The 20,645-nt window shown below is 38.2% G+C and carries 21 protein-coding genes; 4 read left to right on the top strand and 17 right to left on the bottom strand.

Features of this window, described 5'->3' with window-relative positions; all coding sequences use genetic code 11:
• Positions 1-50 precede the first annotated feature (50 nt).
• The 6 genes from MHB40_RS05760 to MHB40_RS05735 form a co-directional block, all read right to left on the bottom strand.
• Positions 51-1,718, bottom strand: coding sequence for a ribonuclease J (locus MHB40_RS05760; protein ID WP_205442011.1), 1,668 nt, complete (start codon positions 1,716-1,718; stop codon positions 51-53).
• 278 nt (positions 1,719-1,996) lie between these two features.
• Positions 1,997-2,896, bottom strand: coding sequence for a 4-hydroxy-tetrahydrodipicolinate synthase (dapA, locus tag MHB40_RS05755; protein ID WP_205442010.1), 900 nt, complete (start codon positions 2,894-2,896; stop codon positions 1,997-1,999).
• A 13-nt stretch (positions 2,897-2,909) separates the two neighbouring features.
• Complete coding sequence (locus tag MHB40_RS05750; RefSeq protein WP_205442008.1) at positions 2,910-3,947, bottom strand: aspartate-semialdehyde dehydrogenase; 1,038 nt, start codon at positions 3,945-3,947, stop codon at positions 2,910-2,912.
• Positions 3,948-4,029: 82 nt separating this feature from the next.
• Positions 4,030-4,620 carry a dipicolinate synthase subunit B gene (locus MHB40_RS05745; RefSeq protein WP_004224962.1) on the bottom strand — a complete coding sequence of 197 codons (591 nt, stop codon included), beginning with the start codon at positions 4,618-4,620 and terminating at the stop codon, positions 4,030-4,032.
• Positions 4,614-5,393 (bottom strand): NAD(P)-dependent oxidoreductase, encoded by a 780-nt coding sequence (locus tag MHB40_RS05740; protein WP_205442007.1) that lies wholly within the window; start codon positions 5,391-5,393, stop codon positions 4,614-4,616. Before MHB40_RS05740 ends, MHB40_RS05745 begins: the two co-directional genes overlap by 7 nt.
• A gap of 9 nt (positions 5,394-5,402) precedes the next feature.
• A complete protein-coding gene (locus tag MHB40_RS05735; RefSeq protein WP_004224966.1) occupies positions 5,403-5,666 on the bottom strand; it encodes a hypothetical protein in 264 nt (87 codons plus the stop codon).
• Positions 5,667-5,808: 142 nt separating this feature from the next.
• Here MHB40_RS05735 and MHB40_RS05730 point away from each other — a divergent pair, with 142 nt between their 5' ends.
• The 4 genes from MHB40_RS05730 to MHB40_RS05715 are packed head-to-tail and all read left to right on the top strand — an operon-like array spanning position 5,809 to position 8,284.
• Positions 5,809-6,186: a GntR family transcriptional regulator gene (locus tag MHB40_RS05730; RefSeq protein WP_342442723.1), complete on the top strand. Its 378-nt coding sequence runs from the start codon at positions 5,809-5,811 to the stop codon at positions 6,184-6,186.
• A gap of 1 nt (position 6,187) precedes the next feature.
• Positions 6,188-7,030 (top strand): ABC transporter ATP-binding protein, encoded by an 843-nt coding sequence (locus MHB40_RS05725; protein WP_342442722.1) that lies wholly within the window; start codon positions 6,188-6,190, stop codon positions 7,028-7,030.
• A 2-nt stretch (positions 7,031-7,032) separates the two neighbouring features.
• Positions 7,033-7,659, top strand: coding sequence for an ABC-2 transporter permease (locus MHB40_RS05720; protein WP_342534090.1), 627 nt, complete (start codon positions 7,033-7,035; stop codon positions 7,657-7,659).
• A 10-nt stretch (positions 7,660-7,669) separates the two neighbouring features.
• A complete protein-coding gene (locus MHB40_RS05715) occupies positions 7,670-8,284 on the top strand; it encodes an ABC-2 transporter permease (protein WP_342442720.1) in 615 nt (204 codons plus the stop codon).
• A 37-nt stretch (positions 8,285-8,321) separates the two neighbouring features.
• Here the strand turns inward: MHB40_RS05715 and MHB40_RS05710 are convergent, their stop codons facing one another.
• The 11 genes from MHB40_RS05710 to rbfA all read right to left on the bottom strand — a co-directional run bounded on the left by MHB40_RS05710 (position 8,322) and on the right by rbfA (position 20,595).
• Positions 8,322-8,816, bottom strand: a complete 495-nt coding sequence (locus tag MHB40_RS05710) for a pyridoxamine 5'-phosphate oxidase family protein (protein ID WP_205442001.1) — start codon at positions 8,814-8,816, stop codon at positions 8,322-8,324.
• An 11-nt stretch (positions 8,817-8,827) separates the two neighbouring features.
• Positions 8,828-9,610 carry an ABC transporter ATP-binding protein gene (locus MHB40_RS05705; RefSeq protein ID WP_342442719.1) on the bottom strand — a complete coding sequence of 261 codons (783 nt, stop codon included), beginning with the start codon at positions 9,608-9,610 and terminating at the stop codon, positions 8,828-8,830.
• The gene (locus tag MHB40_RS05700; RefSeq protein ID WP_342442718.1) at positions 9,610-10,602 is read right to left on the bottom strand and encodes an iron ABC transporter permease; all 993 of its coding nucleotides are present in this window, start codon (positions 10,600-10,602) and stop codon (positions 9,610-9,612) included. The genes MHB40_RS05705 and MHB40_RS05700 overlap by 1 nt, the downstream gene beginning before the upstream one ends.
• A gap of 17 nt (positions 10,603-10,619) precedes the next feature.
• Complete coding sequence (locus MHB40_RS05695; RefSeq protein ID WP_342442717.1) at positions 10,620-11,618, bottom strand: ABC transporter substrate-binding protein; 999 nt, start codon at positions 11,616-11,618, stop codon at positions 10,620-10,622.
• Positions 11,619-12,390: 772 nt separating this feature from the next.
• On the bottom strand, positions 12,391-13,614 hold the full coding sequence (locus MHB40_RS05690; RefSeq protein ID WP_205441997.1) for a pitrilysin family protein: 1,224 nt from the start codon (positions 13,612-13,614) through the stop codon (positions 12,391-12,393).
• A gap of 91 nt (positions 13,615-13,705) precedes the next feature.
• Entirely contained in the window at positions 13,706-15,820 is a 2,115-nt protein-coding gene (pnp, locus tag MHB40_RS05685; RefSeq protein ID WP_342442716.1) for a polyribonucleotide nucleotidyltransferase, read from the bottom strand.
• A 1,003-nt stretch (positions 15,821-16,823) separates the two neighbouring features.
• Positions 16,824-17,345 carry a DoxX family protein gene (locus MHB40_RS05680; RefSeq protein WP_205441995.1) on the bottom strand — a complete coding sequence of 174 codons (522 nt, stop codon included), beginning with the start codon at positions 17,343-17,345 and terminating at the stop codon, positions 16,824-16,826.
• 477 nt (positions 17,346-17,822) lie between these two features.
• Positions 17,823-18,092, bottom strand: a complete 270-nt coding sequence (gene rpsO / locus MHB40_RS05675; RefSeq protein WP_008178982.1) for a 30S ribosomal protein S15 — start codon at positions 18,090-18,092, stop codon at positions 17,823-17,825.
• Positions 18,093-18,266: 174 nt separating this feature from the next.
• Positions 18,267-19,214: a riboflavin biosynthesis protein RibF gene (gene ribF / locus MHB40_RS05670; RefSeq protein ID WP_205441994.1), complete on the bottom strand. Its 948-nt coding sequence runs from the start codon at positions 19,212-19,214 to the stop codon at positions 18,267-18,269.
• A gap of 13 nt (positions 19,215-19,227) precedes the next feature.
• Positions 19,228-20,139 (bottom strand): tRNA pseudouridine(55) synthase TruB, encoded by a 912-nt coding sequence (gene truB / locus MHB40_RS05665; protein ID WP_342534089.1) that lies wholly within the window; start codon positions 20,137-20,139, stop codon positions 19,228-19,230.
• A 114-nt stretch (positions 20,140-20,253) separates the two neighbouring features.
• Positions 20,254-20,595, bottom strand: a complete 342-nt coding sequence (gene rbfA / locus MHB40_RS05660) for a 30S ribosome-binding factor RbfA (RefSeq protein ID WP_205441992.1) — start codon at positions 20,593-20,595, stop codon at positions 20,254-20,256.
• Positions 20,596-20,645: the final 50 nt, after the last annotated feature.

Here is a 20,645-nt window from a genome sequence, read left to right as displayed (position 1 = left end):
TCCTTTTTCATTTATTTTTTCCTCAAAGCATATACGATGAGCTTGTTCAATTAATATTCCATAATAATAGGAATAATCATTGGGCGACGTTTTGTTTTTTGGAATAAATACGTATTGAGAGTATCTCGTATTTCTTGTTTAATATTCGTCCATTCAAAGGTTTCTTTCCCAACATACTTTTCAATCACATTCTTCGCAATGTCAGATGCCTCAATCATTAATTCCTCTGATTCTCGTACATAGACAAAGCCTCGTGATAAAATCTCTGGGCCTGAGGCAATTTTCTTTTGTGCTCGATTTAATGTTACCACCACAATGAAAATGCCATCCTGTGATAATAATTTTCGGTCACGAAGTACAATATTACCTACATCGCCTACACCAATACCGTCAATCAAGACATTACCAGCTTGTACACGACCACTCATGCGCATTTTATTATTTTTATATTCTACGATATCCCCTTTATCGGCGATAAAAATTTGGGATTTTTGCATACCAAGCTGTTGTGCTAATTTGGAGTGCGCAATTAGCATACGGTATTCACCTTGTACAGGAATAAAATATTTTGGCTGCATTAAGTTTAGCATCAGCTTTAAATCTTCTTGACTACCATGTCCTGAAACATGAACATTTTTGCTAGAAGTCAAAATTTCAGCGCCTGCTTTTGACATCGAGTTCATTGCATTCGCCATTTGTACTTCCATACCTGGAGAAGGTGTAAAGGTGATTAATACTGTATCACCTTGTTTAATTTTAATGTCACGATGGTGCTTACGGACAATTTTTTCTAAAGCATCGAGAGGTTCTCCTCTATTGCCTGTTGCAATAATGATAATTTCATCATCTTGATATTTTTGCATTTCCGAAATTGGAATAATTGTATCTTCTTCAACTGTTAAATAACCAAGCTGTACGCCTAGATCAACCGCTTTTTCCAATGGTTTACCCACAATCACAACTTTACGGAATGATTTCTGGGCTTGGGCAAAAACTTGTTGAATACGAATAAAATTCGATGCATAAACAGCTACTAAAATACGACCTGGTGCTGAGTGGAATGTTTTTGATAATTGTTCTTCAATGACAATCTCTGATGTTGTATATCCTGGTCGCTCAGCTTCGCAAGACTCAGATAATAGAATAAAGACGCCGTCTTCGCCTAGCTGTGCCATTTTTGCTAAATCAGGTTTAAATTTACCTGTCGCTGACTGGTCGAATTTAAACTCTCCTGTATGAACAATCGCGCCTTCAGATGTATGGAACACTACCCCTAACGAATCGGGAATACTATGTGTTGTGTGGAAGAATGTTACATACGTTGAGTTAAAATTCATACGACTACGGTTTGTTACTTCAAAAAATTTCACCTGATGTGGTGCAGGTAATTCTTTTAAATGTTCCTTTGCTAATGCAATGGTTAATTTCGATCCGTACACAGGTGCCTTAATTTTTTGTAAAACATAGGCAATAGAGCCGATCGCATCTTCATGACCATGTGTTAAGAAAATACCTTTCACACGTTCTTTATTTTCTTCTAAGTACGTAATGTCAGGAATCACGATATCTATACCTAACATTTCATCTTCTGGGAACATTAAGCCGCTATCCACCACAAATAGCTCTTCATCAATTTCTACTACGTACATTGCTTTCCCAATTTCGCCAACACCCCCAAGAGGGATGATGCGGATTAATTCATTTTTCTTTTTTGTCAATTTATTTCCTCCTAAAAAATATCCCGAACAGCAACCACTTAACATTTATTATACGGTTTGCAAAGCTTTTGCACAAATTAAAAATACATGTTTCATGTTGGAAATAGATTTTCTTGCTATTTGCTTATTACTTGCAGATGGAAAACAAATATTGGATATCCTGTATAAATAGAGTCAAATAAGTATTTGTGAGGACGAGGAGTTACGGATTTGTGAAATTTTTTTTTACTTTATGCATACAAAAAACGAGGCTGATAGAGTTTCAGCCTCGTTGCTATTTATCTAAAACTTTTCGCTTTTTCTTGATACGTATCCCAAATTCGATCAAAATTAGCTTTCTCTTCATCTGTCATTTCCATCATTGGCAAACGAACATTGAGTGTATCAAAGCCTAATTTTGTCATCGCATATTTAATCGGTGAAGGGTTGGGTTGAGCGAACAGCGCACGTACTAAAGGTAATAAGGCTCTGTGAATTTTGGCTGCTAGCTTATGATTTCCTTCTTCAAACGCTTTAATCATTAATTGCATATCATTGCCTACCACGTGGGCTGCTACAGAAATAACACCTGCGCCGCCAATGGCCATTAGTGGGAGTGTTAAACCATCATCCCCACTATACACTAAGAAATCATCATCTGGATCAACGTTCTCAATAACATCACCCATCTGATCTAAGTTACCGCTCGCTTCTTTAATCCAAGCAATATTAGGAATCTTGCTTAAAGCAACAGAAGTTTCATAGGCAACATTGACACCAGTACGCCCTGGGACATTATAGAGCATAACAGGAAGACTCGTTTGTTTAGCAATGGTTTCAAAGTGAGCAAAAATCCCACGTTGATTTGGCTTATTATAGTAGGGAGCTACAAGCATAATGCCGTCCGCTCCATTTTCTTCTGCTTTATGTGTCATAGCGATAGAGTAAGCTGTTTCATTGTCCCCAGTACCTGCAATAACAGGTACGCGACCTGCTACTTTCTCTACTGTAAAGCGCACAACTTCAATTTTTTCTTCAGTAGACATAGTTGGGTTTTCAGAAGTCGTACCACAAGCAACAATACAATCTGTACCGTTGTCTATTAAATGATTAATAATACGTTCTAGTTCTGGATAATTAATCGTGCCATCATTTTTGAACGGCGTAATCATAGCCGTTCCAATTCGACCTAAATTCATCCTTACACCCCTCTTATAGTAAGTTATCCTCAAGCATTGCTTCTGCAATTTGGATAGAGTTTAATGCGGCGCCTTTTAATAAATTGTCAGAAACGATCCATAGATGGAATCCTTTGCTGTTGTCTAAATCTTGACGGATACGTCCTACAAAAGTAGCGTCTTCCCCTTCTGCATAAATAGGCATTGGGTAAGTTTGTGTTGCAATATCATCTTGTAATACCACACCTGGTGCATTGCGTAATACGTCAAAAATCTCTTGGATTGACGCTTCTTTCTCTACCTCAATATAAACAGATTCAGAGTGACCTGAAACGACTGGCACACGAACGCAAGTAGCAGCTACTTTTAGCTCTGGTGCATGCATGATTTTTTTCGTCTCATTAATCATTTTCATTTCTTCGTATGTAAATCCATTATCTGTGAATTTATCGATTTGTGGAATGACATTACGAGCAATTGGGTAATGACGTTTATCACTACCAGACGGTAAAATATTTGCTTCTACATCTTTACCTGCATCCCAGTTTTCGCTTTGTGCCTTTAATTCTTGGATCGCAGAAATCCCCGCACCCGATACTGCCTGATAAGTTGAAACGATTACTTTTGTTAAACCAAATGCATTACGAATTGGTTCAAGTGCAGCTACCATTTGAATTGTAGAGCAGTTTGGATTCGCAATAATCCCTTTATGCTTCGCTAAGTCGCCTCGATTCACTTCAGGCACGACAAGCGGTACCTCTGGATCCATACGAAAATGGCTCGTATTATCAATAACTACTGCACCACGCTTAGCTGCTTCTGGTGCAAGCACAGCTGATACTGAACCACCAGCTGAGAATAAAGCGACATTGACGCCTTCGAAAGCCTCAGGTGTCGCTTCTTCAATTGTATATGTTTCACCATTAAATTCGATTGATTTTCCTGCTGAACGAGCAGAAGCTAGAAATTTAATATGTCCAATCGGAAATTTACGTTTAATTAATTGCTCCATCATTTTCGAACCTACTGCTCCTGTTGCCCCAACAACCGCAACTGTTAACTGCTTTGTCATCTGTCATCTCTCCTTGAATACATGTTCCATAATGTGTGCTATTGTATCACAAAAATACTGAAAATTGTGTGTAATCTCTTATTTATTTGAAATATTGTATCAACAGCGGTTGTAATTGCTTTTTCTGCGTAATTGCTGCATGAACAGTATCCACCATTTGTTCAAAATCAGCAATTAAAGAATTTGGTTTGGAGTGGGGGGCATCCTGACCAAATGGGATAAAGTATATATTTTTGGCATTTAACAACTTCATAATATTTATGCCATTTAAGCCTAGTGCATCATTTGTGGAAATACCTAAAACTACAGGCGAACCATTACGCAAAGTTGCCTTCGCTGCCATTAAGACAGGACTATCTGTTGCTGCATTAGCAAATTTACTTATGCTATTGCCCGTCATGGGTGCGATGACCATTGCATCTAATGGATTGGATGGGCCAAATGGCTCCGCCTCTTTTATAGAAGAAATAACTTTTTCTCCTGTCAATGCTTCTATTTTGGCAATCCATTCTTCACCAGTACCAAAGCGGGTAGCTGCATGTAAAACGGAATGCGTAATGATTGGAATAACTGTTGCTCCGACATCAATAAAATTTTGAATTTTAGGCACTACATCTTCATACGTACAATGAGAAGCAGTAATACCTAGGCCTATTCGTTTCCCCGTTAGCAATTTTCTTCCTCCTCTATTGCCTTGCACAATATTGTAGCTGCGTCATGTGCAAAGTATTTCCCAGGCAATGATGGCAATAGTACATATGTTTGTAATTGCTCAGTATCTATATCTAAACAGCCTGGCTCGGAGGCCAAGTCATATAATACTGCTGGAACATGCTCTATAAAAGACTCTGTAATCCATTTAGCAGGAATTGTATTAATAAAAATGCCATCCGTAATAGACCATTGACGATCATCTAAATTCGTGGCTTTATAACCATATGCTTTTGCTTCACTCACTTGTACAACAGAACGTGCAACAATATGAACATTCGCACCCATTTTAACTAGTAAAGAGGCGAGCATTTTGGCGATGCGCCCAAAGCCTGCGATTGTGAAATTTTGTCCGTAAATACATTTTTGCTCGAGTCCGTAAAACGTGGCGATAAATCCCTCCGCTGTTAACCGAGCATTTTGCCAAATAAAAGATTCTTGCTGTAAATAACAAATCGATTCATTCTTCTCTAGTAATTGCTTCCAATGCATAGTTAATCGACCTGTATAAAATTTCACTTGTGATATACCATAGAGCTGCTCAACTTCTATTTTTAATGGAAGAATCGGCAGTATGATTTTATTAGGTTGGTATTCTAAAACAAGTTTATTTAACTCCTCGTTCCATACGGTCGTTCTTTTATAAAACACTGTTCTCGATGGACTTCTTAGCATTGTAGCTAGTTCCTTTAACCGCGAGTCCTCACCGATAACAAGCCATTTTTCGTTTTCCAAAAGCTCACCTCACTGTAAATATTCTGACTGTACTGTTGATGTCTTATTAAATAAAATACGATCTTCACCAATTAAAATAATTTCATGCCAAGGTATCATTTCACTAACTTTCATTTTCTTTTTTTGGAATGGTAGTTTATCTTTCACAATTTCAAAACCATGTATTTTCCCTGTTTGCACATCTAATAGGCATTCTGTATGTGCCAAGATGCCAAAATGTACGCCACCCTCAATTTGAATTAACTCCTTATCCACCATCTCAGATAGTAGCATGCCTCATCTCCCTCCTTGAGCCGTTACCTCAATATATGCCGAGTTTTTGCAAATCGTGACCCCTACCAAAAGTACGAAAATGTTGCATTTGCATTACCATATGTATATACTGTATATATACAGTTATAAGAGGTGATGATTTGTGCATATCCATTTGAGTAATGCGAGTGAAAAACCTATTTATGAGCAAATCACCATACAGCTCAAAGAAGCTATTTTAGCCAATAAATTACAGGCAGGTGATGCTCTACCGTCTATCCGTGCCCTAGCAAAGGATTTAAAAATAAGTGTGATGACCACTAAACGTGCTTATGCTGATTTAGAGCGAGATGGTTTCATTGAAACAGTTGCTGGTAAAGGGAGCTTTGTCACAGAACGCAACCAAGACTTTCTACGCGAGGAGCTATTAAGGCAGGTAGAGGAGCATTTGCAAAAGGCAGTAAAAGTAGCGACAACGGCTGGTCTTTCTAGTGAAGAATTGCAAGAACTACTATCTTTAATGTTAGAGGAGGATAAGTAAAATGAACGCCATTGAAATTCATGATTTACATAAGGGCTTTGAAGGCTTTTCTCTAAAAGATATAAGTTTTTCCGTCCCACAAGGAACTGTTATGGGCTTTGTTGGAGAAAATGGAGCTGGAAAATCAACAACGATAAAATGCATGCTAAATTTATTAAAAAAAGAATATGGCGAAATTTTGCTATTTGGCAAAGATCATGTCGAACATGAGTTATCGATAAAAAACGACATCGGCGTGGTATTTGACGATTTACATGTACCGGAAACGCTAAATGCGACGCAACTCGACAAAATCATGAGAAAAGTATTTCAAACATGGGATTCAGGCTATTATTTTGATCGATTAGCTCAATTTAATGTGCCAAAGAGGAAGAAGATTAAGGAACTATCACGAGGGATGAGGATGAAGCTATCGATCGCATTAGCATTGGCACATCATCCAAAATTATTGATTTTAGATGAACCAACAAGTGGATTAGACCCTATTATTCGGGATGAAATTTTGGATTTATTTTTAGCATTTATGCAGGATGAAACACATAGCATTTTATTTTCTTCGCATATTACAAGCGACTTAGAAAAAATTGCTGACTATATTACGTTGATTCATAATGGTGAAATTTTATTGAGTGAGAGTAAAGATGCTCTATTATATGAATATGGGATTTTCAAAGGGAACCGTGAGGAAGTAAGTGACTTACCAGAGCATGCTATCCTGAGAACACGTCCTGGTGCGTTTGGAATAGAAGCTTTAGTTCTGAAAAATGAAGTAAATGAGGCTTTCAGACTTGAAAGACCTTCTATAGAAGATATCATGCTATTTTTTGTGAAAGGTAGTGTTTGAATATGGTAGGTCTTATCCTCAAAGATTTAATGACTATTCAACGTCAAATGAAGGCACAGGCATTTGTTCTATTATTTCTTCTTATGATGGCGATATTTATGCAGCAAAGCTCAATGCTTCTAGCTGTTGTTGTCTTTATTGTAACGATACAAGCCATAACTGCCCTTAGCTACGATGAACAAAGTAACTGGGATAAGTATGCCAATACTTTGCCAATTTCTAAAGGGGATATAGTTCTTAGTAAATATATACTTAGTGTTGTGCTAATGATTATCGGTCTTGTGACGGCTTTACCTCTCCTATTTTTTATTAATTTTTTTACCAATAACGAAATCACTTCAGAATTTTTTCTAACGTTTAATTTGATTGTAACATTGGCGCTCTGTCTGTTAGCCGTATTACTACCTATCTATATTCAATTTGGCTCTATTAAAGGAAGGATAGTCCTCATTGCGCTTTGTTTTATCCCTGGCTTCTTAATGGGGATGTTTAAACAGTATATCCCTGATACGACCCATACCTTTTTATATTTAAAGCAATTTATCTATGTAGCACCTTTTGTCGGGCTTATACTGCTATGCCTCTCCTCTCTAGTTTCTACAGCTATTTATAAAAGAAAAGAGTTTTAGGAGGGATTTCATGCGAGCACTGTTGTTACAAAGAATTGTCGTACAAAAATGGACTATTCTTTTTGCAATGACGATATGTTTACTTCTTCATTTTGTTCATTTACCTTTTGTAGATAGTCCTTCTATCGGATTATTTATTGTCGTTATTTCAGCCAACCTTGTAGATAATTTATATAGAGGTGATCGTCAAGTAAAGTGGACAGTATATGTCAATACACTACCTCTATCAAAGAAAACACAATTGCAATCCGATTTTTTATTTTGCTATGGCCTTATTACATTACTCTTTATTATCCTAGCGCCAATGTATTTTTCACAACCTGGAGCAAATGAAAATTTTATAGAGCATTTTGCTATGTACTTTGCTTTTATAAGTAGCGCTTCTTTCCTCATCTGTAGTCAATTTTATATTCAGCAACTGGAGGAAACGGAGGGAATGCGAACGGTTAGAATGCTTACAGCTAGCGTGCTTATTATTCTTTTAAATTTTGTCATTCATTACTACTTATCACTAGTAGCAGCCAATTTATTCATTTTGTTGTTGCCAACATTGATTAGTGTCTTCATCAGTTTTATTGTGTTTCACAAATGTCTTCATTTATATATGACAAAAGAAATCTGTTAAACATTCAGCAAAAAAATAGGCTGCCTAAATTGGCAACCTATTTTTTATCAATTACAACATGGATTAATGTGTCATTAGCTAGATCAATTGTAAAGGCTTTACCAAATCCAACGACATAGCGTCCATCTAGTGGTGTTAACTCAAACAATGAGAAATCGAGTGAACGCAACATTTCCATCATCTTGGCATTAAATAGCTGGTCGAAGGCAGCAAATACCTCTTCATGGCCGTCATTCCCTAAATTTTTAGGCTGACATTGCCAACGTGCTCGCTCTGTGGCAAATGGATTAGCTGTTACAGCCTCATCCGCTACACAAATTAAATCGACTACTTCTGATTGCTCCATTAGCTGGTAATGTTCAGCAATGCGACTAATATAGACATAAAATTTTCCGTTCAGACGTACAAATGGCGTCGTACTACTAAAAGGTTTGCCATCTCCATCTACAAAACTTAGTACACAATTTTTCTTGCTTTGAATAAATGTTTCATACCCCTGTTTTACTTGTTCAATATCCACTGCTTTCGGCATCTTATTTCCTCCTATACTTTCACCGTATTTTTTAATTGCACCCGTGGAGAATTATCCCACGAGACATATTGAATTTCTGCCTCCATGCGATAAATTTGTTGGATCATCTGTTCCGTCATGACCTCATCAGGTGTTCCCATTTGTGCCCTCCAGCCATCCTTTACGACCACGATTTGATCGCTATAGCTAGAAGCCTGGTTTAAATCATGGAGCACCATCACAACGGTCATTCCCATGTCACGATTAAGCTCCCTCACTAATTCTAGCACTTCATGTTGATGAGCAATATCTAAGAAGGTTGTAGGCTCATCTAATAATAGAACTTGGGGACGCTGTGCTAAAGCCATGGCAATCCACGCACGCTGTGCCTCCCCACCTGATAAAGCAACAATAGGCTTTTCTTTGTAATGGGCAAGATAGGTCTTTTCTAATGCCCAATCGATAATAGCCTCATCCTCTGCATTGAGACGTTCAAACCACTTTTTATGTGGATAACGACCATAGGCAACTAAATTTTTAACAGATATATCGCTTGGAGCTTGATTCTGTTGACTCAACATACACATTTTGCGTGCGATTTGCTTTGAGGATAATTGACGCATATTTTCTCCCTCAAACAGAATGGTTCCTGCATTGTACGGCTGCATTCGCGCAATCGCTTTTAATATCGTCGACTTACCAGAACCATTTGGTCCAATGATCGATAGAATTTCGCCTTGTTTTACTTCGAATGAAAAATTATGGACAACTTCCTTTTGTTCATAGCTGATGGATAGCTGTTCAATTTTTAACATTAAAACGCCCTCTTTCTCATTAGGTATAAGAAGTAAGGTCCACCGATAACAGCCATTAAAATCCCCGCTGGAATATCCAGTGGTGCAAATAATGTACGTCCACCAGTATCGGCAATCAATAAGACAATCGCCCCCATGGCCATACTCATAGGCAACATATACTTATAATCAGAGCCCACAAGTAAGCGTGCCATATGCGGTACGATTAATCCTACAAAGCTAATCATGCCAACTGCCGCAACCGAAATGGCTGCTAGAAAGACAGCTAAAATAGATAACATAATACGAATACGGGTTACACTTTCCCCTAAATTGGTTGCGACCTGATCGCCTAAACGAATAATATTCGCTTTACGAATGGCGAAAATAACGAGTATCCAACCAATGATGGCATACACATAAATCATCTGCAGAGAGGCATTGCCTTTAGCTGCGAGACTTCCATTCATCCATTGCACAGCTGATGGCAAACGATCACTATAAAGAATAGACAAGAACCCAATTACCCCACCACATAAAGCATTTACAGCGACTCCCGATAAAATAATGGTGATGGGTGTAATGCCTGTACGTCTCCACGCTAGGGCATAGACTATGGCTGCTGCAATCAAACCACCAACGAAGGCAGCAAGTGGAATTAAGTGTGTAAGCTCTGGATTTGCTAAAAGGATAAGTAGCACAAAGGCTGCGGCACCGCTCGTTACGCCTGTTAATCCAGGATCAGCTAATGGATTGCCCATGACTGCCTGCAATAAGGCTCCCGAAATGGCTATACTTGCACCAATGATTAGTGCTAGCAACACGCGTGGTAGGCGGATATCCCAGATGATGGTTGTGTAGACGCCTTCTTGATTGCGCCCATTAATCAGAGTAGCTAAAATATCGGGAATCGAAATATGAACACTGCCTAACCCGATTGCTACGATGGCTGCTAAAATTGTTACCACAAATGTCGTCATAATAATCATGCGACTTCTTGCTGTATGAATCATACCTCTACCTCACGTACTTATTTATAGAAATAATCTGCAATTGTTGTCAGTGCTTTCTCCGCATTTGTAATCGATGTGACACCGAATGTACTGTAATCAAGCATATAGATTTTGTCATTTTTATAGGCTGATAATTGTTGCCATGCGCTATTTTTTTCAATCTCTTGTTTAAATTTATCTTCATTTGCTCCATGATCACCAGATGCTAAAACAAAAACGATATCTGGATCAGCTACAACTATATCTTCTAGATTCATTGGCGAGTATGTCGATTCTGCTTTCAGCACAGATTTGGCAATATTGTCTGCACCCAATCGTTCTACTAAGCTTCCTAAGTAAGATTGATCATTCATTACCATAAAGGAATCTGATGTTCCAATCACAAGCATCACAGATGGTAATTCTTTTCCTTTCGCCTTTTCTTCCAATTCTTTTTCTTTTGCTACGAGATTTTGTAAGACCTCGTTCATTTTTTCTTCTTTACCAAAGTACGTACCGAGCACTTTGAAGCTTAATTTTAAGTCTTCATATGAATCTGTTGGTAAATAAGCTGTCGGTAAATTCATTCCTTGAAGAGCTTGATCAAGTGAACTTTGTAAAGAAGAAGCCCCAAGTATTAGGTCTGATTGTAAGCTTGAAATAACCTCTAAATCGGGTGACATTGGTGAGCCGATTTTTGTAATGGAATCAAAGTCTGCTGGGATAGGGTTTGTCGATGTTGGTACCCCTACTGGTGTGATGTCCAAAAGATGTAACATTTCTGTTAAAGGCACAGACGTCGTGACAATTTTTTCTGGTGCTGTTGTTGGGAAGCTTGCTAAAGCCTCTTGAAAAGCTTCCTTATCGACACCATCTTGAAATGCCTCTTTTTCTACCTCTGATGTATTTGCTGTTTCTTGTTGTATTTGTGTTGTTTCTTCCTTTAATTCTTTGTCAGCACTTTTCTCTTCTTGATCTGCACATCCAACGAGTGCTAGTGATAATGCCAATGTACTGACTGTAAGCCATTTTTTCATAACGTGTATATCCTCCATTTAAATGAAAATGATTTTCAATATCACCCATACTATCAAAGTTAATTGAGAATTTCAATACCCAACTGATAAAGGAAAAAACATTAAAAAAGGAGAACTTTGAAAATATTCAAAGTGCTCCTCATAGTGTTGAAAAACAAAACAGTCAATTGAAAGGTAGAAATGGATTTCCGTTGCAGGCTACTTGCTTTCCTGTGGGCGAGCGTCGAACCGCTTCCTCTGCTACCGCTCCGTTTAGAGGCTCGCCTGTCTCGCTATCCCACGGGAGTCAAGTAGCCTTCCACTCCAACCTACAAAAGTGTTACCTTTTTAGTAAAGATTTTCAAATAAAGTGAAGGTGTTCACTACTCTTTATGAAGAAGTGTTGTCACGCATTACTTCTCCACATTGAAAATAAGAGCTTATCCCCTCTAAGAATCCAGATAATGGGCGATTTGATCGCTATGCTGCTATGAAAAAAGTAAAGACACTTTGCAGAATGGTTGATTGGAGTGGAGCCAGCGTCACTCCTAGGGGATTGAGCGTCACAGAGGAGACCCTGGAGCGAGCGTAAGTGAGTGAAGCGGCTCATCGGACGCCCCCTGGAAAGGACGCTGGCGGAACGGAAATCAACCCCTCACCCTGCTAAAAGATCTTTTTCTGTTAGTGACATGTTCTTTTTTCAACAACATGAGGAGAACTTTGAAAATATTCAAAGGTCTCCTCTTTATATGTTTCAATATAATGGATAAATGCTATCCTTGTTAAAATATTTTTATTCGCTAGGACCAATGATTGAAATAGCTGGTTCTGCTTTTAAAATTTTGGCAATCAGCCGATCTACAGACTCCATCGATACGGCATCTATCGATTTAAGAACCTCGTCTACAGTTCGATGCTTGCGATGGACAAGTTCACTTGTTCCATTGCGATTCATACGAGCACCTGTCCCCTCTAACCCAAGGACAAAGCTACCTTTAAGCTGCTCTTTTGCATTATCTAGCTCCTCCTCTGTAACACCACCTGCTACAATATCTAGTAAAGTGGCATCAATGGTATGCTGGAGCTGTGCTAATTGCTGTCGACTCGTACTACCATAAATCGTAAAAGCACCTACATCGGCATAACACGATTGATAGGAAAAAATAGAATAGGCTAGCCCACGTTCTTCTCGTACTTCTTGAAACAATCGAGAACTCATATTGCCTCCAATAATATTGTTCAGCGCAATAAAGCTATACATATCTGGATCTTTTACACCGATTGCTGGATACGAAATCGCTACATGTGCCTGCTCTGTATCGCGTATTTTTGAAATTTCTCCTGGATAAAATGAAGGATTTGTCAAGACAGGCGCCATGGCATGTGGTGAAGGTTGATAGTGTCCAAATAAATCTTCAATCGTTTGCATAAGCTGAGCTGAAATATTTCCCGCAATAGAAATAACAACAGACTCTGGCCCATAATGTTTATCCATATAATGTCGTATAGCATCTGCTGTAAATGTCTTTAACGTAGCAGCCGTACCAAGTATTGGGCGACCAAGCGCATCATTCGGATACATGACACCCCATAGCTTTTCATGAACATCATCATCAGGAGCATCTTCACTCATTAATATTTCTTCTAATACCACTTGTCGCTCTTTTTCTAATTCTTCTTCCGCAAATGTAGAATTGAAAAACATATCTGCTAGTATTGCGACAGCCAGTTCCGCATGATGATCTAAAACCTTCGCATAGTAACATGTATTTTCTTTCGATGTGAAGGCATTTAACTCTCCCCCAATTCGATCAAATTCTTCAGCAATTTGACGAGCTGAGCGAGTGGTTGTTCCTTTAAACAACATATGCTCAATAAAATGTGTGATACCATTCTCTTCAGGTAGCTCATAGCGAGAGCCAGCATTCACAAAAATGCCTAATGCAACAGACCTCACATGATCTATTTGCTCTGATACAATCCGAACACCATTTTGACATGTATGTACTTGAACCAAAAAATCTCCCCCAATTATAAAAATTCTCTACTAGTCTTTTTGCTACTATTTAAAAAGGCTGCGCAATCATACGCAGCCTTTGGAATCGTTATTATTTTTCTTGTTCAGCGCGTTCTTTTTCCTCTTGTATTACTACTTTACGAGATAAATTCACACGACCTTGCTTGTCAATTTCAATAACCTTCACAAGTAATTGATCGCCAAGTTTTAAGACATCTTCCACTTGCTTTGTACGTTCCTCTTGAATTTCGGAAATGTGTAGCAAACCATCTTTTCCTGGGAAGATCTCACAAAATGCACCGAATTTTTCAATACGTTTCACAGTCGATAAGTAATATTCCCCTACTTTTGCTTCCCGTACGATATCTTCAATAATTTGTTTTGCACGTGCATTCATTTCCTCATTTGCAGAAGAAATGTAGATTGTACCATCTTGTTCTGTATCAATCTTAACGCCTGTCTCTTCAATAATTTTGTTAATTTGTTTACCACCAGGTCCAATCACATCACGAATTTTATCTGGATTAATTTTCACGATGACAATTTTCGGTGCAAATTCAGACAATTTTTCACGAGGTTCAGCAAGTGTTGCAAGCATTGACTCTAGAATATGCATACGACCAACTTTCGCTTGTGTCAGTGCTTCTTCTAAAATATTGCGAGATAAACCGTCGATTTTAATGTCCATTTGTAGTGCTGTTACACCTTTAGCTGTACCAGCAACTTTAAAGTCCATATCACCTAAATGGTCTTCCATCCCTTGAATATCCGTTAAAATGGAATAGTGCTCGCCTTTTTTTATAAGACCCATTGCAATACCTGCAACTGGTGCTTTTAATGGTACACCCGCATCCATCATGGCTAATGTGGAGGCACAGATAGAAGCTTGAGAAGTTGATCCGTTTGATTCAAGTACTTCTGATACACAACGAATTGTATATGGGAAAGCCGATTCATCAGGAATAACAGCTTCAAGTGCACGTTCACCTAACGCACCATGACCGATTTCACGACGACCTGGTCCACGGATTGGGCCTGTTTCTCCTACAGAGAATTGAGGGAAGTTGTAATGGTGCATAAAGCGTTTTGATTCTTCAACACCTAAGCCATCAATAATTTGTACATCACCTAGCGCCCCTAGTGTACAAATAGATAGGGCTTGTGTTTGTCCACGTGTAAATAGACCAGAACCGTGTGTACGTTGTAATAAGCCTGTTTCAGAAGAAAGTGGTCGAATTTCGTCGAGCTTACGACCATCTGGACGAATTTTATCTTCTGTGATTTGACGACGTACTTCTTCTTTCACCATCTTATCAAGAATGTTATACACTTGTTTCATTGTATCGTCATCTGCTTCTTGCTCTTCATAAGAAGCAATAACACGATCTTTAACAGCTTGAATCGCCTCATCACGTGCATGTTTCTCCGCCGTTTGAATTGCATCATGCATATCAGTCTCACAAGCTGCTTTTATATCGGCTTGAATCGCTTCGTCAATTTCAAATAGTGTCACTGGTAACTTTTCTTTACCAACCTCTGCCACAATTTGCTCTTGGAAAGCAATGATTTTTTTGATTTCTTCATGACCGAACATAATCGCTTCTAACATAATTTCTTCTGGTACTTCAAGTGCACCCGCTTCAACCATGTTGATAGCATCTTTGTTCCCTGCTACAGATAAGTGAATTGTTGAGTGATTCGATTGTTCTACTGTCGGGTTTACAATAAACTCTCCGTCAATATAACCAACTTGTACACCTGCGATTGGTCCATCAAATGGAATATCAGAAATAGCTAATGCTAATGAGGAACCAACCATTGCTGCCATTTCAGATGTACAATCAGGATCATTTGACATAACCATAGAAATAACTTGTACTTCGTTACGGAAACCATCTGGGAACATCGGACGAATAGGACGGTCGATTAAACGGCTCGCTAAAATCGCTTTTTCAGATGGACGTCCTTCACGCTTAATAAAGCCGCCAGGAATTTTACCTGCAGCATATAGACGTTCTTCATAGTTTACTGTTAATGGGAAGAAATCAAGTGGTTTTGGTGATTTTGACATTGTTGCTGTAGCAAGTACAGAAGTATCGCCATAGCGTACTAATGCGGCTCCGTTTGCTTGTTTTGCTAACTGTCCTACTTCAATTACAAGTGGACGGCCAGCCCATTCATAGGAATAGACTTTCTTTTCGTTCATTCAATGAACCCCTCTCTATTATAAAAACACTTACTTCGTCTGTATGTACTAATAGTAAGTGTACCAAAAATGCTTGTTCTATGCTAAATAATATTTCATGAAATAATCATACATTTAAATTCAGTTATTGCCAATTTATTTAAGATTTATTTCTATATTTCATTGAAAAAGCATTTTTGGTATATGGATTTTTTTATATTGATTCCTTCTTGACGAAAAGTAATGTATGTAAATGGAAATAACTGCTTCGCTAACATTAGTTTTTCAAGTACAAGTTTAAACAATAGACTCATTATAACATGGAGCTTATCATACAACATCCTATAAGGTAAAAGAAAGTCGGATCATCTAGTAAAATTAATAAGTCAGGCACACAAATACCTCTCACATATAATGGGCGGGGTATAAAACCATCAATAGAATTTTTGTGAAAGGTGAAAAGTGGATTTCCGTTGCAGGCTACTTGCTTTCCTGTGGGCGAGCGCCGAATCACTTCCTCCGCTACCGCTCCGTTTAGAGTTTTGCCTGTCTCGCTATCCCACAGGAGTCAAGTAGCCTTGCACTTCAACCCACTGACTTTTTAGCAAAGGTTTTCAAATAAAGTGAAGGTGTTCACTACTCTTTATGAAGAGGTGTTGTCACGGATCACTTCTCCACATCGAAAATAAGAGCCTATCCTCTCTCTAATAATATAAATAATGGGCTATTTTGTTCAGGAAAAGACATTTTGCAGAATGGTTGATTGGAGTGGAGCCAGCGTCACTCCTAGGGGGGTTAGCGTCACAGAGGAGACCCTGGAGCGAACGTAAGTGAGTGAAGCGGCTCATCGGACGCCCCCTGGAAAGGACGTTGGCGGAACGGAAATCAACCCCTCACCTTGCTAATAGGTCTTTTTCTGCTAGTGACATGATTTTTTTCAACAACAATATACCCCACCTATATAATGGGCGGGGTATATTCAGACTAATGAGTAGTCTCCTATATAAGATATGCAAAAAGTTTATTATGTAATTTTAGAAATTGGTTGAACTACTTCTTTTTTCTTATTTCTCTCCATCTTTTCACTTAAGATTGGCATAATAAAGCGGTCAAGCCCAAATTTCCCAGCATTATAACCAGCAACGGCAATAAAGATTGCAAGTAAAATGTCCCAAGGATTACTAGATATAGTACCTGCCATTAAGAAAGCAAAATTCATGACCATACCGAAAAATGCAGCATATGTCGTTAAACATCCCAGAATTAATCCTAGCCCTACTAAAAATTCTCCCCAAGGCACGAGAATATTAATTACCCCAGCATTTGGTAAAGCAAACGATTCAATAAACTTTACATACAGTGGATATGCGAGCTCTTCTCCACTTGTCACTGGATTTGCAATAGCATTGGCTAAAAAACCAGATGCATCAAAGCCATTAAACAGTTTTCCCCAACCTGCTGTAAGCCAATGCCAGCCTAAATAAACACGAATAACTGTTAATATACCTGCGACAATATTATTCTCTCTTAATAATTGGTTAAACATCTTACTCACCCTTCTAAATGATTTAGTTTAAGTTTACATTTCACCATCTGATAATACAGAACGTTTTCTAACCCATAGCCATCGTTTTACTAGTATTCAATGATAGCATTTAGATTGTATGATTGACGCTTATCTACCAATTGTTTCGAGCCTCTACCTATAATTTGCTAGATTATAATTCATGAAAAATAAAAGCAACCTCGCATTCAATTTATCTACTTCAATTGCACTTGCAAAAGATGATTACAATGACTTGAACATGGGCTGTGAAATGTGATTAGAATATATCACCCTTTTATGAAGTATCAAATCATTTTTATCTATCGTTCATCGTAGTGTAAAAAAGTTATGGCTTATTGTTGAACAAAATAACAATCATTATGAATGTTATTTCGTATTGATGATTAGCTATAAAAAAAGACTGTAGACAAACTACTGTTTGTCTACAGTCTAATATAGGATTACTTCTGCTATAAATTAGCGACGTAAGCCTAAACGGTTGATTAGTTCACGGTAACGTTGTACGTCAGTTTCACGAAGATATTTTAATAAGTGACGACGACGACCTACCATTTTAAGAAGACCACGCTCAGAGTGGAAATCTTTTTTGTGTGTACGTAAGTGAGTATTTAGAGCATTGATTTCTGCTGTTAATACTGCAACTTGTACTTCTGGTGAACCAGTGTCACTTTCGTGAGTACGGTACTCAGCGATAATTTCGTTTTTACGTTCTTTTGTAATAGCCATTTGTATGGACCTCCTAAATTATAATTAATCCCCATTAGCACAGTAAACGTTGGAGTCATCGATATACCAAGCTAAGGTTAAGCATTTATGCACTTATGAATGTTACCATAAATCACTTGGTCAAGCAAGTAAAACGTCGAATTAGATCATCTAATTAAGAAAATGAAGTAAGTCTTATAGCTCGTTAAAGTAACGAATTGCTTCTTGTTTATCCTTTTCTATTTGCGTCTTCAATGCCTCAATACCATCAAATTTTCGTTCACTTCGAATGCGTTTATACCATGCTACATGTACTTCTTCACCATAAATATTTTTATCAAAGTTTAGAATATGGACTTCAATCGATAATTGCTTATCATTTGGATCTTTGAAAGTTGGTTTATAGCCAACATTGCAAACACCATCATACCAGTTATTTTGCACAAGCAGGCGAACAGCATAGACACCACTTGCTGGAATAAACGTTCCTTCTAAAGCTTGGACATTTGCTGTAGGGAAGCCAATGGTACGCCCACGTTTATCACCATGTACAACAATGCCATTGATTTCAAATGGTCTCCCTAATAGCACTGTTGCTTCTTCCATGTCGCCTTCTTGTAATAGCTTGCGGATACGGGTAGAGCTGATTTTCTCAACATCATCTGTTTTCTTCTCAACAATCGTTACCCCATATTCACCATTGCTTAATACACGCATATCTTCCATTGTTCCCTTACCAAATGCTCCAAACGAATAATCGAAGCCAGCTGTCACATGTTGAATATTTAATCCACGAATAAATGTATCAATAAACGCAGCTGGTGAAAGTTTGGCAAAATCAGAAGTGAAATGGACAACGAATACCGTATCCACACCCTGTTCTTCAAACAACTGTAATTTCTGTTGTAAGAGTGTAATATAAAAAACCTTTTCGTTACGTCCACCAAGGACTAATGAAGGATGTGGATCGAATGTCATCACTGCAGTTGGAATTTGTCGCTTGTCTCCCTCTTCCTTAGCTGCCTTGATAACTGCTTGATGCCCTCTATGTACACCATCGAAAAAGCCAAGAGCTAATGAATACGGCTGGATACTTTCTCGTTGCTGTAATTGATGTGGGTATTTTAAATGAATGACCTCCATTGAAAAAATCCTCCTACTCTATCGTCGGAAACATCTTATGTGGCTTCATCAAACCATCCTTTGTAGGGTGAGCCTGATAAACCGCAACTGCCTTTCCATTGATTCCATACACAATTTTATCATGACTATTTAATAATGCATCTGCTGGAAGCACTTGTCCATTGAAAATTTCTTTTTCATTGGCGTTCGTAATCTCAATATATGGATAGTCTGCTAATGCATACTCGACAGGTAAAATACAGGTAGCCACTTGCTCAGCCCCCATTAGCTCAGCAACCTGTGCTAATGTAAAACAGTTATCCTGTGTAAAGGTACCTGAAGCAGTTCGTACGAGTTCCTTCATATGTGCTGGATAGCCAAGCGCCTCACCAATTTGTACAGCTAATGTTCGTATATAGGTCCCTTTACTGCAAGCGATACGGACTGGAAATGTAATTTCTTGCCCCTCATATTGTGCTAGCTCATCAAGAAGCTCTAAATCATAAATTGTGACTTGACGAGTTGGTCTTTCAACACTTTCGCCTTTTCGCGCATATTCATAGAGGCGCTTCCCATTTACTTTTACTGCTGAAAACATGGGTGGTGTTTGTTCAATAACTCCAGTTAATGAAGCTAAAACCTCTAGCAACTGTTCACGAGAAAATTTTTTTATCGTAAGATTTTCTTCAACGGTTTCACCTTCTGCATCCTCGGTTGTCGTGGTACGACCGATTGAAATAATTGCTTCATAGGTTTTCCCTGCATCCGTTAAATATTCTGCTATTCGAGTTGCTTGGCCAATACAAATTGGTAGTACGCCCTCAACACCTGGATCAAGTGTACCTGTATGCCCAACTTTTTTTGTCCGCAAAATTTTGCGTAATTTAAAGACACAATCATGGCTCGTCATGCCTCTTTCTTTCCAAAGCGGTAAAATACCGTTCATATAGCTCCTCCCAAATTGCCTACTCTATAATTAATTACTCATTGGCAATATAACCTTTTCCATGAAGATAAAAAGTCTGCCTGCATAAACATGCATGTGGCAGACTTTTTTAGCTTATTCTTTGTGTAAATCTCTTAGCAATGAATCAATACGGTTACCATATTCAATCGATGAATCAAATTCAAAGATTAATTCTGGTGTACGTCGTAAACGAATGCGTGATCCGATTTCAGAACGAATGAAGCCAGAAGCTTTTACTAAAGCTTTTAGCGTTTCTTCACGTTCACGCTCATTGCCTAAAGATGTAATATAAATTGTCGCTTGCTGTAAATCACCTGTTACATCAACACCTGTAACAGTCACAAAACCAACACGCGGATCTTTTATTTTACGGCCAATAATATCGCCAAGCTCCTTTTTCATTTGCTCAGCAACACGGTTTGAACGTAGAGACATAATTTATCACCTCTATTTCGATGTACAGATAGTTGATATTTTATTGCTGT

It is taken from the genome of Lysinibacillus sp. FSL K6-0057, assembly GCF_038630885.1.
Classification (GTDB): domain Bacteria; phylum Bacillota; class Bacilli; order Bacillales_A; family Planococcaceae; genus Lysinibacillus; species Lysinibacillus fusiformis_F.
This window is presented reverse-complemented; position numbering and strand designations above follow the sequence as displayed.

What these genes read in the sequence shown, in the direction of transcription:
- dapA (WP_205442010.1), bottom strand. Translation starts at nt 2,896, where the DNA reads ATGAATTTAGGTCGAATTGGAACGGCTATGATTACGCCGTTCAAAAAT.
- MHB40_RS05750 (WP_205442008.1), bottom strand. Translation starts at nt 3,947, where the DNA reads ATGACAAAGCAGTTAACAGTTGCGGTTGTTGGGGCAACAGGAGCAGTA.
- MHB40_RS05735 (WP_004224966.1), bottom strand. Translation starts at nt 5,666, where the DNA reads ATGCTACTATCTGAGATGGTGGATAAGGAGTTAATTCAAATTGAGGGT.
- MHB40_RS05725 (WP_342442722.1), top strand. Translation starts at nt 6,188, where the DNA reads ATGAACGCCATTGAAATTCATGATTTACATAAGGGCTTTGAAGGCTTT.
- MHB40_RS05720 (WP_342534090.1), top strand. Translation starts at nt 7,033, where the DNA reads ATGGTAGGTCTTATCCTCAAAGATTTAATGACTATTCAACGTCAAATG.
- MHB40_RS05715 (WP_342442720.1), top strand. Translation starts at nt 7,670, where the DNA reads ATGCGAGCACTGTTGTTACAAAGAATTGTCGTACAAAAATGGACTATT.
- MHB40_RS05710 (WP_205442001.1), bottom strand. Translation starts at nt 8,816, where the DNA reads ATGCCGAAAGCAGTGGATATTGAACAAGTAAAACAGGGGTATGAAACA.
- MHB40_RS05705 (WP_342442719.1), bottom strand. Translation starts at nt 9,610, where the DNA reads ATGTTAAAAATTGAACAGCTATCCATCAGCTATGAACAAAAGGAAGTT.
- MHB40_RS05700 (WP_342442718.1), bottom strand. Translation starts at nt 10,602, where the DNA reads ATGATTCATACAGCAAGAAGTCGCATGATTATTATGACGACATTTGTG.
- MHB40_RS05695 (WP_342442717.1), bottom strand. Translation starts at nt 11,618, where the DNA reads ATGAAAAAATGGCTTACAGTCAGTACATTGGCATTATCACTAGCACTC.
- pnp (WP_342442716.1), bottom strand. Translation starts at nt 15,820, where the DNA reads ATGAACGAAAAGAAAGTCTATTCCTATGAATGGGCTGGCCGTCCACTT.
- MHB40_RS05680 (WP_205441995.1), bottom strand. Translation starts at nt 17,345, where the DNA reads ATGTTTAACCAATTATTAAGAGAGAATAATATTGTCGCAGGTATATTA.
- rpsO (WP_008178982.1), bottom strand. Translation starts at nt 18,092, where the DNA reads ATGGCTATTACAAAAGAACGTAAAAACGAAATTATCGCTGAGTACCGT.
- ribF (WP_205441994.1), bottom strand. Translation starts at nt 19,214, where the DNA reads ATGGAGGTCATTCATTTAAAATACCCACATCAATTACAGCAACGAGAA.
- truB (WP_342534089.1), bottom strand. Translation starts at nt 20,139, where the DNA reads ATGAACGGTATTTTACCGCTTTGGAAAGAAAGAGGCATGACGAGCCAT.
- rbfA (WP_205441992.1), bottom strand. Translation starts at nt 20,595, where the DNA reads ATGTCTCTACGTTCAAACCGTGTTGCTGAGCAAATGAAAAAGGAGCTT.